At 67.4% G+C, this 15,057-nt stretch carries 12 protein-coding genes and 1 pseudogene; 4 read left to right on the top strand and 9 right to left on the bottom strand.

Features of this window, described 5'->3' with window-relative positions; all coding sequences use genetic code 11:
* Positions 1-84: 84 nt before the first annotated feature.
* Positions 85-2,181: an excinuclease ABC subunit UvrB gene (uvrB, locus tag AC5RVD_RS11760; protein ID WP_494120601.1), complete on the bottom strand. Its 2,097-nt coding sequence runs from the start codon at positions 2,179-2,181 to the stop codon at positions 85-87.
* 163 nt (positions 2,182-2,344) lie between these two features.
* Between uvrB and AC5RVD_RS11755 the strand changes: the two genes are divergently transcribed.
* A complete protein-coding gene (locus AC5RVD_RS11755; protein ID WP_494127008.1) occupies positions 2,345-3,178 on the top strand; it encodes a VOC family protein in 834 nt (277 codons plus the stop codon).
* 12 nt (positions 3,179-3,190) lie between these two features.
* On the opposite strand, the gene coaE is transcribed toward AC5RVD_RS11755, so the two are convergent.
* Both coaE and AC5RVD_RS11745 read right to left on the bottom strand, forming a co-directional pair.
* Positions 3,191-4,402, bottom strand: a complete 1,212-nt coding sequence (coaE, locus tag AC5RVD_RS11750; RefSeq protein ID WP_494127007.1) for a dephospho-CoA kinase — start codon at positions 4,400-4,402, stop codon at positions 3,191-3,193.
* Between the two features lie 131 nt (positions 4,403-4,533).
* The gene (locus tag AC5RVD_RS11745; protein ID WP_494112506.1) at positions 4,534-4,767 is read right to left on the bottom strand and encodes a DUF6480 family protein; all 234 of its coding nucleotides are present in this window, start codon (positions 4,765-4,767) and stop codon (positions 4,534-4,536) included.
* A gap of 116 nt (positions 4,768-4,883) precedes the next feature.
* On the opposite strand from AC5RVD_RS11745, the gene AC5RVD_RS11740 reads away from it, so the two are divergent.
* Entirely contained in the window at positions 4,884-5,558 is a 675-nt protein-coding gene (locus tag AC5RVD_RS11740) for an IMPACT family protein (protein WP_494127006.1), read from the top strand.
* On the top strand, positions 5,551-6,756 hold the full coding sequence (locus AC5RVD_RS11735) for a class I SAM-dependent methyltransferase (protein ID WP_494127005.1): 1,206 nt from the start codon (positions 5,551-5,553) through the stop codon (positions 6,754-6,756). Before AC5RVD_RS11740 ends, AC5RVD_RS11735 begins: the two co-directional genes overlap by 8 nt.
* Positions 6,757-6,810: 54 nt before the next feature.
* Here the strand turns inward: AC5RVD_RS11735 and AC5RVD_RS11730 are convergent, their stop codons facing one another.
* From AC5RVD_RS11730 to polA, 4 genes are all read right to left on the bottom strand, one after another.
* The gene (locus tag AC5RVD_RS11730) at positions 6,811-7,119 is read right to left on the bottom strand and encodes a PRC-barrel domain-containing protein (protein WP_493987326.1); all 309 of its coding nucleotides are present in this window, start codon (positions 7,117-7,119) and stop codon (positions 6,811-6,813) included.
* Between the two features lie 232 nt (positions 7,120-7,351).
* On the bottom strand, positions 7,352-8,824 hold the full coding sequence (gene rpsA / locus AC5RVD_RS11725; RefSeq protein WP_494112509.1) for a 30S ribosomal protein S1: 1,473 nt from the start codon (positions 8,822-8,824) through the stop codon (positions 7,352-7,354).
* Between the two features lie 288 nt (positions 8,825-9,112).
* Positions 9,113-10,423: a GNAT family N-acetyltransferase gene (locus tag AC5RVD_RS11720; RefSeq protein ID WP_494127004.1), complete on the bottom strand. Its 1,311-nt coding sequence runs from the start codon at positions 10,421-10,423 to the stop codon at positions 9,113-9,115.
* Positions 10,424-10,532: 109 nt separating this feature from the next.
* Positions 10,533-13,307 (bottom strand): DNA polymerase I, encoded by a 2,775-nt coding sequence (gene polA, locus AC5RVD_RS11715; RefSeq protein WP_494127003.1) that lies wholly within the window; start codon positions 13,305-13,307, stop codon positions 10,533-10,535.
* Here polA and AC5RVD_RS11710 point away from each other — a divergent pair.
* Positions 13,306-13,815 carry a hotdog fold thioesterase gene (locus AC5RVD_RS11710; RefSeq protein WP_494127002.1) on the top strand — a complete coding sequence of 170 codons (510 nt, stop codon included), beginning with the start codon at positions 13,306-13,308 and terminating at the stop codon, positions 13,813-13,815. The two genes, polA and AC5RVD_RS11710, sit on opposite strands and share 2 nt — an antisense overlap.
* A 183-nt stretch (positions 13,816-13,998) precedes the next feature.
* Here AC5RVD_RS11710 and AC5RVD_RS11705 read toward each other — a convergent pair whose 3' ends face one another.
* Complete coding sequence (locus tag AC5RVD_RS11705; protein WP_494127001.1) at positions 13,999-14,622, bottom strand: HNH endonuclease; 624 nt, start codon at positions 14,620-14,622, stop codon at positions 13,999-14,001.
* A pseudogene (locus AC5RVD_RS11700) lies at positions 14,619-15,057 on the bottom strand (hypothetical protein); the annotation flags it as partial. The pseudogene AC5RVD_RS11700 and the gene AC5RVD_RS11705, both read right to left, overlap by 4 nt.

Raw genomic sequence — 15,057 nt, 5'->3', positions numbered from 1 at the left:
TAGCGCAGGTGCGCCTGACGACGGCGGATGCGCACCGCCGTCGTCATCTGCCCGCCGGAAACCGGTGCCGCAGCCGCCGAGGGCTTAGGCGTGGCCCGCGGCGCGCATCTGCCGCAGGTCCTTCTTCAGGTCCGAGACCTCGTCGCGCAGCCGGGCAGCCAGCTCAAACTGCAGCTCCGCCGCTGCGGCGTGCATCTGCTCCGTCATCTGGGCTATCAGCTCGCCCAGATCCTCGGCCGGTGCCGCGGCCAGCCCGTCGCGGCGGATCTTGTCCTTCGACACGGCCGCGGAAATCCCTCGCTTGCCCTTGCCGTAGTCGAAGTCTTTCAGCAGCTGCTGGGTGTCGGCGTCTTCGCGGGCCAGCTGGTCGGTGATGTCCGCGATCCGCTTGCGCAGCGGCTGCGGGTCCACGCCGTGCTTCTTGTTGTGCGCCACCTGGATCTCACGGCGTCGGTTGGTTTCCTCGATCGCGTTGGCCATCGAGTCCGTGATCTTGTCCGCGTACATGTGCACCTGGCCGGAGACGTTGCGGGCGGCACGGCCGATGGTCTGGATCAGCGAGGTGCTGCTGCGCAGGAAGCCTTCCTTGTCCGCATCCAGGATGGCCACTAGCGAGACTTCGGGCAGGTCCAGGCCCTCGCGCAGCAGGTTGATGCCCACCAGGACGTCGAAGGTGCCCATCCGCAGTTCACGGAGCAGTTCCACGCGGCGCAGCGTGTCCACGTCCGAGTGCAGGTACTGGACCTTCACACCGTGCTCATTGAGGTAATCGGTCAGGTCCTCGGCCATCCGCTTGGTCAGCGTGGTGACCAGGACGCGTTCGTTCCGCTCCACCCGTGCGTTGATCTCGCCCAGCAGGTCGTCGATCTGGCCCTTGGTCGGCTTGACGATGACCTCGGGATCCACCAGGCCCGTGGGCCGGATAATCTGCTGGACATAGCCGTCGGACTTGGACAGCTCGTACTTGCCCGGCGTGGCCGAAAGGTAGACCGTCTGCCCGATTCGTTCCAGGAACTCGTCCCACTTCAGTGGCCGGTTGTCCATCGCGGACGGCAGCCGGAAACCGTAGTCCACCAGGTTGCGCTTGCGGGACATGTCGCCTTCGTACATCGCGCCAATCTGCGGCACGGTGACGTGCGATTCGTCGATCACCAACAGGAAATCGTCCGGGAAGTAGTCCAGCAGGCAGTGCGGCGCCGTGCCCGGACCGCGGCCGTCGATATGCCGCGAGTAGTTCTCGATGCCGTTGCAGAACCCCATTTGCTGCATCATTTCCAGGTCATAGGTGGTGCGCATCCGCAGCCGCTGTGCTTCCACCAGCTTGTTCTGCGACTCGAGCACCTGCAGCCGGTCACGCAGCTCGTCCTCGATGTCCCTGACCGCCCGGCTCATCCGGTCCTCGCCGGCCACATAGTGCGACGCCGGGAAGACGTACATTTCCGTCTCCTCGCGGATGATCTCCCCGGTGACCGGATGCAGCGTCTGGATCTGCTCGATCTCGTCGCCGAAGAACTCGATCCGGACGGCCAGTTCCTCGTACATCGGAATGATTTCCACGGTATCGCCGCGGACCCGGAAGGTGCCCCGGTGGAAATCGACGTCGTTGCGGGCGTATTGCATGGCCACGAACCGGCGCAGCATGTCGTCCCGGTTCATTTCGGCGCCCTTACGGAGCGTGACCATGCCCGCGATGTATTCCTCCGGCGTGCCCAGACCGTAGATGCAGGACACGGTGGCGACCACGATGACGTCGCGCCGGGTCAGCAGCGCGTTGGTGGCAGAGTGGCGCAAACGTTCGACTTCCTCGTTGATGGAGGAGTCCTTCTCAATGAAAGTGTCCGTCTGTGCCACGTAGGCTTCCGGCTGGTAGTAGTCGTAGTAGGAAACGAAGTACTCCACGGCATTGTTCGGCAGCAGCTCACGGAACTCGTTGGCCAGCTGGGCGGCCAGAGTTTTGTTCTGCACCATCACCAGGGTGGGCCGTTGGACCTGTTCCACGAGCCAGGCGGTGGTGGCGGACTTGCCGGTGCCGGTGGCGCCGAGCAGCACCACGTCCTTCTCCCCGGCCTGGATCCGTTCGGTCAGCTCCTTGATCGCCGCTGGCTGGTCGCCGGCAGGCTGGAATTCACTGACCACCTCGAAGGGCGCTACAACGCGTTTGATGTCCTGCGCAAGACTCATGCCGTTAACGGTAGACCCGATTGCGGTCAGTGTGGGTCCGGAATCGCTCTGGGCCTAACCCCCGCCGCGGATTGGCCGACCCGCCATGGCCCCTTGCCCATTGCCCGGTAGCGCTGCGTGCGGTACATCTGTGGGTGCAGCGACGACGAGCGGAAGGCACGCCATGGACGCGGTCCGGACCTATCCCGAGGGTGTGACGTCGTGGATTGACGTCGAACACCGTGATGTTGGGGCGGCCAAGGACTTCTACGGCGGACTCTTTGGCTGGACCTTCGCCGAGGCTACCCCGCCGGGCGTATCCCCGCGCTATGTGATCGCCAAGCTCGACGGCCGGGACGTCGCCGGTCTCGGCCAGGGCATTGCTGGGGCAAACCCCGCCTGGAACACGTACGTAGCGGTGGTGGATTCGGAGGCGGCGGCGGACAGGATCCGCTCTGCGGGCGGACAAGTGCTCTCCGGCCCGACCGATGCCGGTGAGGGCGGCCGCGCGACGCTTTGTGCTGATCCGGCCGGCGTTCCGTTCCGACTCTGGCAGGCCCGAAACAGGCCGGGCGCCCAGGCAGTCAACATGCCGGGCGCGTGGAATTTCAGCGACCTGCACGCCGCCGATCCCGCCACAGCCGCAGCTTTCTACGGCCTGGTCTTCGGCTGGCAATTCGACGACGTCGGCTTCGGCAGCATGATTCGCGTCCCCGGCTACGGCGACCACCTGCAGGCGACCAGTGACCCCGGCATCCACGAGCGCCAGTCTGGCATTAACGTCCCGCCCGGGTTCGCGGATGCCATCGGATGGCTCACGGCCCTGCGGCCCGGCGAGACGGCACACTGGCACGTGGCGTTCACGGTTGCCGATCGCGATGAGACCGCCGCCGCCGCTGAACGGTTGGGCGGGACGGTGCTTGGCCAAACCAACACCGACTGGACGCGGGATGCACTGGTCCGGGACCCGTTTGGCGCAGTCTTCACCGCCAGCGAGTTCGCACCGACCTTCGGGTGAGAGGCGAAGGAGCTAGCTGCCGGCGGCCGGCGGCCTCCACCCGGTCTCCCGGGCCCACTGGTTCATCTGCGGATCGGCCGTCCGGCTGAACCAGTCTTCCTTCGCGCGGGCGTAGCGGCCGGTGGAAGCGTCCGAGGCATGCAAGCCGGCGAGTCGCCGTTTCTCGGCTAGATACGCCGCGGCGGCGCCGGGGTCGGCCCGCAGCCAGTCCCGGAACAGCAGGGCATAGCGCCACCCCGGCGAGCCGGCCGCCCGGATGTGGACGTTGACCGCACGACCGGGGTCGGCGTTGCCGTGCAGTCTCTTCTGCCAGTCCCCCGGCTCCGGATGCTCCGGTCTCGGGGTGTCGCGCCAGGTACCGGGCCAGCGCGGGAATCCGGCCGCGGCCAGTGCGTCCGCGGCGGAATCGGCGTCGTCCAGGCTGCGCACGGTCACCTGCAGGTCCAGCACGTCCTTGGCCGGCAGCCCCGGAACGGCCGTCGAACCAACGTGATCGACGGCAAGGATGCGCGGGTCGGCGCGACTGATCCGCTTCGCGAGCAGGGATGCCTGCGCGGGCCAGTGCGGCTGGGGGTCGAGCAGGACCGGCGGGCCGGTGCGCGGAGCCAGCCGACCGGCCAACAGATTCTGGTTAAACGGCACCAGCCGTTCCGCCCAGAGCGCGTCCAGTTCGGCGAACAATTGTTCCCGGGTGCCGTTGTTCTCCAGCACGACGTCGGCCGCGGCCCTGCGTTCTGCCGGGGAGGCCTGGGCGGCCATGCGGGAGCGGGCGTCGGTTTCGGTCATGCCGCGGTCCTCAACCATGCGCCGCAGCCGCTCGTCTTCGGGCGCGTCGATCACCAGGACCAGATGGAAGGAGGGGCTCTGCCCGGTTTCCACCAGCAGCGGGATGTCCTGGACCAGGATGGCGCCCTCGCCTGCCGCGGCTACCTGGGCCGCGGCGCTGGCGCGGACCAGCGGATGCACAATCCCGTTCAGGCGCTCGCGTTGCGCGGGATCGTTGAATACCAAGGCGCCGAGCGCCGGACGGTCAAGCCTGCCGTCAGCGGTGAGGATCCCGGGGCCGAACGCATTGACGACGGCGAGCAGGCCGTCGGTGCCGGGCTCTACCACTTCCCGGGCGATGGCGTCGGCGTCGATCAGGGTGGCGCCGAGCTCGGCCAGCCGCCGGGCAGCCAGCGATTTTCCGGCGGCGATACCACCGGTGAGTCCGATTCTGAGCACGGCCTCAGTCTAGCCAGCGCGCAGGCCGGACCGCGCCACCGCGTGTCCCGCCTCGGCCGCGCCGGACCGGAGCGCGCCACCGCGAGCCCGGCGTCGGCCGGCCTCCGGCGGCCAGGGATGGCCTGCGCCCGCTACTCCTCGTGCCCTTGGTCTGCGCTCATCTGGTCTTCGGCCGGCGGAGTTTCTCCGGGCGGGACGCCACCGCCGGGTTCCAGTCCCGTGATGTTCTGGCTTTCGGGATCAGGGTTGGCCGAGTCGCCCTGGTCGGCCGAGACCCGGCCTTCATTGCCGCCGTCGGGCGTGGCCGGGCCGTGGCCCTTTCCGCCCTGGACGCGCGGGTCGAATTCCGGCTGGTTCTTCGCCATGGTTCCGCCGTTCGTTGCGTTCTCCGGCCGCCGAAGCACTGGCGGCCCTGTGCCACCCAGACTAGGCACGTCCGGCGCCGCCGGACAAGGGACCGGGGCGCACTAGGCTGGATCCTATGGTTTCCCCGTCCCCCAGCAGCAGCTACACCACCGTCGCCGGCGAGCACCGGCATGAGATCGAGATCAAACGCTCGCGGTTCATCACGGTGCTGCGACGGTCGGAGACGGAGGAAGAGGCCCGCGGCCTGGTCGCGGAGCTGCGCCGCGAATTCCACGACGCCCGGCACCACTGCAGCGCCTTCCTGCTGGGCCCGGACCGGGGCGTCCAGCGCTCGAACGACGACGGCGAGCCCGCCGGCACGGCCGGGGTCCCCATGCTGGAGGCCCTGCTCAAACGCGAGACGGCGCCCGGGGTGACGGACCTCAGCGACGTCGCGGCCGTCGTCGTACGCTATTTCGGGGGAATCCTGCTGGGAGCCGGAGGACTGGTGCGGGCTTATTCGGAGTCGGTGTCGCAGGCTGTGGCGACCGCGCCGCTGGTCCGGCGGCGCCGGATGCGCCTGTTCGCGGTACCGGCCGCGCATGCCGACGCCGGACGCTTGGAAAATGAGCTGCGCGCCGCGGGCACCGTGGTGCTGGGCAGCGAGTACGGAGCCGACGGCGTCCGGATCAACCTGGCAATGGATGACCAGCCGGCAGTCATCTCGCGCTTCGGGGAGCAGCTCGCCGCGCTGACGTCGGGTGGCCCGGGCGCGGAACCGCTCGGCACGGAATGGGTGGACCTTGACTGAACATGGCGAAAGTGCGCCCAAAGCGCCGAACGCGGCGGGCTCCTGGCGGGAGGCAGCGGACTCCGCTCCGGAGCGGCCCGCGCTCGATTTTTCCGCGCTCCGGCGCTGGCCCGATGTGGAGGCGGACAACCTCTTCGCCTACGACGCGGCGGACAGGTTGTTGCTGGACACCGCCGCACCGTTGCTGGACGGCGTGGACGGAAGCCACATCACGGTGGTCAACGATCACTACGGGGCGCTGACGCTGGCCCTCGCGGCGGCCGGCAAGCACGGCATGCGCGTGGTCCAGGATCCGCTCAGTTCCGAGCGGGCCTTGGCCAACAATGCCTCGCGGATGGGACTGACCGGCTACCGCAACTTCCCGCTGGAGCCGACGGCGTTCGACGGCGCACGGCTCGTGCTGCTGCAACTGCCCCGTGCGCTCGATGCGCTGGAGGAGATTGCCGGCTGCATCGCGGCGGCCGCCTCGCCCGGCGTCACGGTGCTCGCCGGCGGCCGTGTGAAGCACATGACCACGGCAATGAACTCCGTGCTCGGCGCCTCCTTCTCCTCCGTGACAGCGGGGCTGGCACGGCAGAAAGCGCGCGTGCTCACCGCCACCGGTCCGCTGCCGGCGTCGGGCGGGCGCTTTCCCCTGGCGGAAGAGCACGACGTCGGGCTGCCGGTTCCGTTGCGGCTGCTTGCCTTCGGCGGCACCTTTGGCGGGCCCAGGCTGGATCCCGGGACCCGGTTGCTGCTGCCCTTGTTGGCGGGCGCCCGGCAGGCGGACCGCGCCGTCGACCTCGGCTGCGGCAACGGTTCCATCGCCGCGTATCTGGCCCTTGCACGCCCGGAAATGCGGGTACTGGCCACCGACCAGTCGGCCTCCGCCGTCGCGTCGGCCCGTGCCACGGCGGAAGCCAACGCTGTGGCGGACCGCGTGCAGGTCCGCCGGGACGATGCGCTGTCCTCGCTGCCGGCGGCATCCGAACAGCTGGTGGTGCTCAACCCGCCGTTTCACATCGGCAACGCCGTGCACGCTGGCATCGCGCTGAAGCTCTTCGCCGACGCCGGGCGGGTGCTGGGACCGGCCGGGGAGCTGTGGACGGTCTGGAACAGCCACCTGGCCTACAAGCCGGCGCTGAACCGACTGGTGGGCCCCACGCGGCAGGTGGCGAGGAACTCCAAGTTCACGGTCACCGTCAGCACCCTGGCCTGAGGAGCAGCTCACGGGTGGCAGGCGTCCGCTGCCGTGTCCCGGTCATGGACGCCTCTAGGTGCCGTAGTATCTGCGCAACTCGGCCTCTTCCTCCGGAGTGAGGCTGTCGGACGCTTCCGGCGAGGGCGAGTCCTTAATGGTGTCGTGGCTGTAGGCGACGTACACGTCGCGTGAATTGATGCGGGCGCCGGCAATCGGCACGAACTTCTCGCGGCTGTCGGCCAGGCCGAGGCCTACGGTGAGCCAGGTGATGGTTCCGGTAACCGGATCCTGATGGACCTGCCCCACGGCGCCCAGTTTTTGCTGCTCGTTGTCCCACACGGTGGATTGCTGCAAGGCGTGGATATCGACTTTATCTGCCATGTTCTCTCCGTTCCGGCCAACGGCCTGCGCGGGTGTGCTTACGTTCCTCACCCTAAGTGCCGCGTCTGCACCGGGGCAAGGACCGCAGCGGCCCCGGACCGGGCAACGGCCGCGCAGCGACGGGCGTTCCGGCGATCCGGAAAGGCGCCGGACACAGCGGAACCCCCGCACCCTGACGGTGCGGGGGTTCCTCAGTCAGCGATGCCGGGTTGCCCGGCGCTGAGGGCCGTTGTTACTGGCCGGTCAGCTTCTCGCGCAGTGCAGCCAGGGCTTCGTCGGAAGCCAGGGTGCCGCCGCTGGAGGCCGGAGCCGCCGGGGCGTCGGAGGAGTAGCTGGTCGGGGCGGCCTCGGACTCGCTCGGAGCCTCGGCTTCCTCTGCCATGGAAGCAGCAACCTGCTTCTTGTGGGCTTCCCAACGCGCCTGGGCGTCGGCGTACTGCTGCTCCCACGCGGCGCGCTGCGCCTCGTAGCCTTCGAGCCACTCGTTGGTCTCCGGGTCGAAGCCCTCCGGGTACTTGTAGTTGCCCTGCTCGTCGTACTCGGCAGCCATGCCGTACAGGGCCGGGTCGAACTCGGAGCCCTCCGGATCGACGCCCTCGTTGGCCTGCTTCAGGGACAGGGAGATGCGGCGGCGCTCCAGGTCGATGTCGATGACCTTGACGAAGACCTCGTCGTTGACGGAGACAACCTGCTCGGCCAGCTCCACGTGGCGCACGGCCAGCTCGGAGATGTGAACCAGGCCCTCGATGCCGTCTTCGACGCGGACGAACGCACCGAACGGAACCAGCTTGGTGACCTTGCCCGGGACGATCTGGCCCAGGGCATGGGTACGCGCGAAGGTCTGCCACGGGTCTTCCTGGGTGGCCTTCAGGGACAGGGACACGCGCTCGCGGTCCAGGTCCACCTCGAGTACCTCGACGGTGACTTCCTGGCCAACCTCGACGACCTCGGACGGGTGGTCGATGTGCTTCCAGGACAGCTCGGAGACGTGCACCAGGCCGTCGACGCCGCCCAGGTCCACGAAGGCACCGAAGTTGACGATCGAGGAGACGACGCCCGGACGGACCTGGCCCTTCTCCAGCTTGTTGAGGAAGGTGGAGCGGACCTCGGACTGGGTCTGCTCAAGCCATGCACGGCGGGAGAGCACAACGTTGTTGCGGTTCTTGTCCAGCTCGATGATCTTCGCTTCGATCTGCTGGCCGATGTACGGAGCCAGGTCGCGCACGCGGCGCATCTCGACGAGGGAGGCGGGCAGGAAGCCGCGCAGGCCGATGTCGAGGATCAGGCCACCCTTAACAACCTCGATGACGGTGCCGGTAACAACGCCGTCCTCTTCCTTGACCTTCTCGATGTCGCCCCAGGCGCGCTCGTACTGAGCACGCTTCTTGGACAGGATCAGGCGGCCTTCCTTGTCTTCCTTGGTCAGCACCAGGGCTTCGACCTCGTCACCGACGGCGACAACTTCGCCCGGGTCGACGTCGTGCTTGATGGAAAGCTCGCGGGAGGGGATGACACCTTCGGTCTTGTAACCGATGTCGAGCAGAACTTCGTCGCGGTCAACCTTGACGACAGTGCCTTCGACCAGATCGCCATCATTGAAGTACTTGATGGTCGCGTCGACGGCTGCGAGGAAGTCTTCAGCGGTACCGATGTCGTTGATGGCGACCTGCGGGGTACCGGGCTTCTCGGTGGAGGTGATGGTCATGTAGTAGGGGCTCCGATGTGGATAGTTTTCTGAGTTCCGCTGCTGCCCTGCTTCCCGGCGCACAGCAGCATTCGACCGCTGCTGCACAAGGGATGCATTGCCGTTTACGGAAACGGACTGATGTATTTTGGTGAAGCTCATGGAGCCTGCCCTTCACCGAAGGGCTCTCCATACGCATTACGCGCCCAATAAGTCTAACTGGTCGCGCCAATCCCGGCAAAGCGGCGCGCCCTGTCGAGGCGCAGGGTTACGGCTAAGCGGCGCCTCGACGGCGCGCCCCCGGCAGGGTCAGAAATGCGTGATGCAGTACGGCGGGGTGTCCGATGAGAACAGGCGGTCCATGCTGGAGACGGCTTCCGCTGTGGCACCGGAGAAGTGGCCGGCCGCCGCCAGGGTCCGCGCCTGGACTCCGCCCAGATAGAGCGAACCGAACGAATCCACGGGCACTACGGCGTCGACGCCGGCACCCTCCGGCAGGACGTCAACCGTTCCCCGGCCGTCCCTGACGGTCAGTCGGTAGACGCCGCCGCAGATATCCAGCGGATCGGTGATACGCAGGGTGCACGAGCCGTCGTGCAGGTACGGCCTGGCTTGGAGGGCCGCCACCGGGTTTAGCACGCGCAGCCACAACACGTCTTCAACCGCCGCCACCTCGTAGCCGCGGCTGTCCGCCAGTCCCCACGCCAGCGGATCCTCCACCGGCCCGAGCGGGAACTTGATCCGCTCCACCAGATCCAGCGACCCGAGATAACGCCACAACTCCAGGTACGCATCCTGCCCGGCGGCAACCAGGTCAACCACCTTCACGGTGTAGGGCTTGCTGTCCCAGCCGGCAAACCGATAGCTGACATAGCCGTCCGGCCGGCCGTCGCCGTCGTAATGTACAGCCGCTCGCAGCGACTTGTCTTCGGACGGCTTGTCCTGGCTCCAGCGGCCCGAGACCCGGAAGGCGTAACTGGCCTGGCGTCCGATCGAGCCCAGGGTCCGGGCGTGGAACCCGCTGAATATTTCCGGCGCCAAGTCCTGGAGCGAAGCCGGGTCGGCCAACTCCATAGTCCCGGTGGCCGCGGCCAGCAGACCGAACCGCTCGCGGGCATCAATTTCCACTTCGCGGATGAACGTTGCGGCCCCGAAACCGAAGCGTCCGTAGATGGTGGCCTCGGAAGCGGTAAGCGCCGCCATCGCGAGTCCCCGGCCGGCGGCCTGCTTCAGATCGTCGGTGATCATCCGCCGCAGCAGCCCGCGGCGCCGGTGCGTCGCCCGGACCGTCACCGCGGTGATCAGGTGCGTGTCCAGCAGCCGCCCGCCGCCCACGTTGAGGGTGTTGACCATGGTGGCGTAGGTAGCGACGGGTACTGCGGGGTCCCACACGCCCGGGCGCTGCGTGTCGTCGTAGGCGCCCCAAAGAATCCGCTGGTCGGCGCCGTAGGTCCTGGTGTAGGCAGCAATGTCGGAGGCATCGGGTTTACCGTCGTGGAACCCGAAGCTGACCGCTTCGAACCAGCCGAGGGTCTTGGCGTCCGGCTTGTCGCCATCGAGCCCGGCGGCAAACCGGTCGATGCGGATGTCCTGGCGGGTTTCTTGTGTGTGGGTGGTCACGGTCTTCGAGCCTAGCCGCACCTCCCCCGGTCCGCCAGAGGAAGCCGCAGGCAGCGCACAGAACCGTCACGCCCCTGCGTGCCCGCGACGCCCCGGCCAAGCGACCGGACTAGTGTCCGGCTTCCTGCCAGTTGGCGCCCACGCCCACCGACACGTCCAGCGGCACGGTCAGTTCGGCGGCGCCGCCCATCTGGGCCCGCACCAGCTGCTCCACCTGTTCCCGCTCCCCCGCCGCTACTTCGAGCACGAGTTCGTCATGGACCTGCAGCAGCATCCGGGACTTCAGTCCCTGGTGGCGCAGCTCCTCCGAGACACCGAGCATGGCCTTCTTGATGATGTCCGCGGCCGACCCCTGGATGGGCGCGTTGAGGGCCGCACGCTCCGACATCTCGCGCAGCTGGCGGTTATCGCTGGCCAGGTCCGGCAGGTAGCGGCGGCGACCTTCGATCGTCGAGGTGAACCCGTCCACCCTGGCCTTGTCCACCACGCCGCGCAGGTAGTCGCGGACAGCACCGAACCGGGAGAAGTATTCCTTCATCAGTGTCCGGGCCTCATCCACGGAGATGTTCAACTGCTTGGACAGCCCGAAGGAACTCAGCCCGTACACCAGGCCGTAGGACATGGCCTTGACCTTGGCGCGCATCTCGCTGGTGACATCCTCCGGGGCGACCCCGAAGATGTGCGAACCGACGAACCGGTGCAGGTCCTCGCCCGCCCGAAACGCCTGGATCAGGCCTTCGTCTCCGGACAGGTGTGCCATGATCCGCATTTCGATCTGTGAGTAGTCGGCGGTCAGCAGCAGCTCGTAGCCCTCGCCGACGACGAACGCCTCGCGGATGCGGCGGCCCGCCTCCGACCGGACCGGGATGTTCTGCAGGTTCGGGTTGATGGAGGAAAGCCTGCCGGTGGCGGCGACGGTCTGCGCGTAGGTGGTGTGGATCCGGCCATCATCCGCCACGGTCTTGCGCAGGCCTTCCACCGTTTGCCGCAGCTTTGAAGCATCACGATAGGCCAGCAGCTGGACCAGGAATTCGTTGCCCGTCTTGGCGAACAGGTCGTTCAGCGCATCCGCGTCGGTCGAATAACCGGTCTTGATCTTCTTGGTCTTCGGCAGCCCCAGCTCCTCGAACAGCACCGCCTGCAGCTGCTTGGGAGAGCCAAGGTTGATTTCCTTGCCGATGATGCCGAAGGCTGCCGAGCTGGCCGCGTCGATGGTCACCGTGAAGTCGTCCACCAGTCGGTCCAGCGCGCCGGCGTCCACGGCAATGCCGTCCAGTTCCATCCGCGCCAGTACCAGCGACAGGGGCAGGTCAAGCCCGCCCAGCAGCTGGTTGGCGCCACGATCCACCAGTTGTCCGGCGAAGTGTTCGCTCAGCTGCAGCGCAGCGAACGCCTGCACCACGGCAGGCCCGGCCTTGTCGTCCTCGGACAGGCCAAGCTCCAGCTGCCCGTTCGCCGCGGCTTCCGGGGCCGCCACGGACATCTTCAGGTGGTACTGGGCCAGGTCCGCCAGTTCGTAGCTGCGCCGGTCAGGCTGGATGAGATAAGCCGAGATGGCGGTGTCGTCGACTACGCCCAGCAGCTCGAACCCGCGCCGCGAGAGAACCTTGTAGGCGTACTTGAAGTCGTGGACGATCTTCGGTGCGTCCAGGTCGGACAGCCAGTGTGCCAGCAACTGCTCGGCGTCTGCGTCCAAGGCAGTCAGCGGAACATACGCCGCCTGTGCGTGGGCCACCAGGGCCAGCCCGACGGCGTCGTCCCCGCCTTCCGCAGCTTCGGCCACCAACTGCAGGGCAACGTTGTGCTGGTTGGTCTCCTCCAGCCATTCCTTCAGGGCAGCCGCATCGGTGACCACCGCGTGGGCGGGGGCGTTGACCTCCGTCTCGCGGACGGCGTCCTCCTCACCGAAGAGGTCGAAGAGTCGCTTGCGCAGGGTGTTGAACTGCAGCGCATCGAAGAGTTCCTCGATGGCGGCGCGGTCGGGGTACTGCAGCACCATGTGCTCCAGCTTCACCGGAAGGTCCAGATCCCGCAGCAGATGGTTCAGCCGGCGGTTGCGCTTGACCAAATCGACATTGGCCCGAAGCGCCTCGCCGACCTTGCCGCCGATCGAATCCAGGTTCTTTAGGATGCCCTCCACGCCGCCGTAGAGGTTGATCCACTTGGCAGCGGTTTTTGGGCCCACGCCCGGAACGCCGGGGAGGTTGTCCGCGGTTTCACCGACCAGCGCCGCGAGATCCGAATACCGTTCCGGCCGGACGAAATACTTGGCTTCCACCGCGTCGCCGTCCATTGGCGGGATGTCGCTAATGCCCTTCTTCGGGTACAGCACGGTGACTTTGTCCGTGATGAGCTGGAACGCGTCGCGGTCTCCCGAGACCACAAGAACCTCCCAGCCGGCGGCCTCGGCCCGGGCACTGAGGGTGGCGATGACGTCGTCGGCCTCGTATCCGTCCAGGGTGACGGTGGGGATCTGCATCGCCTCCATCACCTTGACGATCAGGTCCACCTGGCCGTGGAATTCCTCGGGCGTCTTGTTGCGGCCGCCCTTGTACTCGGAATACTCCTCAGTGCGGAAGGTGGGAGTGTCCAGGTCAAACGCCACGGCGATGTGGGTCGGTTCGCGCTGCTCGATCATCTTGATCAGCATGGAAGTGAAACCGTAAACGGCATTCGTGTGCTGGCCGGTATCGGTGGAAAAGTTTTCCACCGGCAGGGCATAGAACGCGCGGAACGCCATCGAATGGCCATCGATCAGCAGCAGGCGCTTTGGCCCCGAAGCTTCGCTCTCCGGGCCGGTAACGGGGGCTCCCTCGGCCTCCACTATCGCGGTCGCTGCTTCCGGTTTGTTAGTTTCACTCACACCTGCCAGCCTAGTTCCCATGAGCGACAAATTCACACCCGGCGACAGTGCTGCGGGACACTCGCAGGGCTCGCCCCCGGCCTCGGCCGCAGCCACGATCGCCGAACTCGTCGACGCCGGTGTCCCGGAACACTTGCACCGGTGGCTGATACACACCGGTGTGGGAGCGCTCGTGGTGAAGATGGGCATCGTTTTCAGCGAGATGACGCCGCAGCGCATGGTGGCAACCATGCCGGTGGAAGGTAATACCCAAGTGGCGGGCATCCTGCATGGCGGCGCGCATGTGGTGCTGGCCGAAACGCTGGGTTCCTTCGCAGCGACTCTGCACGCGGGCCCGGGCCGCCACGCCGTCGGCATCGAAGTTGGCGCCAGTCATCACCGTTCGGTCTCCTCGGGACGCGTCACCGGCACCGCGACGGCGATCCAGCTGGGCCGTTCGCTGACCGTCCACGAAGTCGTGATGACCGATGACGACGGGCGGCGCCTCTCCACGGCGCGGATCACCAATCTGATCCGCGACAACGGGTAAGTAGCCTTCCAGGCCTCGGCCCGCAGTAAAGGTTCCGCTCCGCGCACTGTACGGATCGGCCAAGTGCCGCTCCCCTGCGCTGGTTAGTGCCACGCCACTCCCTTGCGCTGGTCGGTGCCTGCCCCTTGCGCTGGCCAGCGCACTCCCCCGCGCTGGTAAGCCACTGCCCCTTGAGCTGGATATTTAGGCGGCAGACCGAGCGAGCTTGTTCCTCGAAATCCTTACTACTGCCCAACCGCCGGCAGTGCACACGCCCAGGCGGGCGCCGTCGTCGGCGTCTCCATCACTGTTCGTCCTGCAAGCGGCCAAAGCGCGGCGAATGATCTCCGCGCTCGACAGGGTTCCCTGAGCCGTCCCGAATGCCGGAATCGTTGTGCCCGCCGGCACCGTCCCGATTGTGGCCTTATCCGCCCCTGACGCTCCGGGCGGCGGCGTGCCTGGGAGCGGTGGCGGGGTAGACGTGTAGGTGTGTCCGGTGGGGGTGGTGGTCTCCACCGCGTGGTGCGGTCCGTCGACGGTGCGGCTGGACCACCCTTCGGCTTCCTTGGACTGGTTGCATTGTTCGCAGAGTCCGTGGCCGTTGGTCATGGTGGTTTTGCCGCCTTGTGACCAGGGCACGATGTGGTCGATGTGCCGGATCGGGGCGTCGCACCAGGGCCTGCCGCAAACGGCGTCGCGGGCGAGGATCATCCGGCGCATCCCGTCGGGGAACTTCCGGGCGGCCGAGTCCATCCCCAGCAACTGCCCGGTCCCCGGCGCGGTGTAGAGGCGGCGGACCCAGATGTCCTCCAGACTGCCTTGTTTCAACACTTTGGTGCGGTGGGCCTGCTCGCGGGCGGTCTCCAGCCCGTCTCGGTCCCGGCCGGCGGCGCCTTCTGCCCGGTCCGGCCGGGCGGGCTGGCTTCCGTGTTGGCTTCCGGTGCGTGCGCCGTTGCCGGCGGTCGGTTTGGCCACAGGGTGAGGTTGCGGGCGTAGCGGGCCGGGACGATGCCGTACCCGGTTAGCCAGGCCGGTTCGGCCTCGCCGCGGAGCAGGGCGCGGTCGGTCATCACCAGCTGGATTTCCAGCCGGGCCGGGTCGGCGGTGCTGCGGCCGGTGACGCGTTCGAACACGGTGTCGGCCATCATCTGGCCGCGGGAGCGGGAGTCTCCGCTGTTGCGCAGCCGGTCCGCTTCCCGGTGCAGGGCGGCCATCACCGCCACGCCCTGGACCACCGGCAGCAGGGTCCGGACCGAGACCATG

This window comes from Arthrobacter sp. THG-b23 (genome assembly GCF_059091265.1).
This window is presented reverse-complemented; position numbering and strand designations above follow the sequence as displayed.

Bases quoted from the DNA above. Each gene is read 5' to 3' on its own strand.
- AC5RVD_RS11755 (WP_494127008.1), top strand. From the start codon at position 2,345: ATGGACGCGGTCCGGACCTATCCCGAGGGTGTGACGTCGTGGATTGAC.
- AC5RVD_RS11745 (WP_494112506.1), bottom strand. From the start codon at position 4,767: ATGGCGAAGAACCAGCCGGAATTCGACCCGCGCGTCCAGGGCGGAAAG.
- AC5RVD_RS11730 (WP_493987326.1), bottom strand. From the start codon at position 7,119: ATGGCAGATAAAGTCGATATCCACGCCTTGCAGCAATCCACCGTGTGG.
- polA (WP_494127003.1), bottom strand. From the start codon at position 13,307: ATGGGAACTAGGCTGGCAGGTGTGAGTGAAACTAACAAACCGGAAGCA.
- AC5RVD_RS11740 (WP_494127006.1), top strand. From the start codon at position 4,884: ATGGTTTCCCCGTCCCCCAGCAGCAGCTACACCACCGTCGCCGGCGAG.
- uvrB (WP_494120601.1), bottom strand. From the start codon at position 2,181: ATGAGTCTTGCGCAGGACATCAAACGCGTTGTAGCGCCCTTCGAGGTG.
- AC5RVD_RS11710 (WP_494127002.1), top strand. From the start codon at position 13,306: ATGAGCGACAAATTCACACCCGGCGACAGTGCTGCGGGACACTCGCAG.
- rpsA (WP_494112509.1), bottom strand. From the start codon at position 8,824: ATGACCATCACCTCCACCGAGAAGCCCGGTACCCCGCAGGTCGCCATC.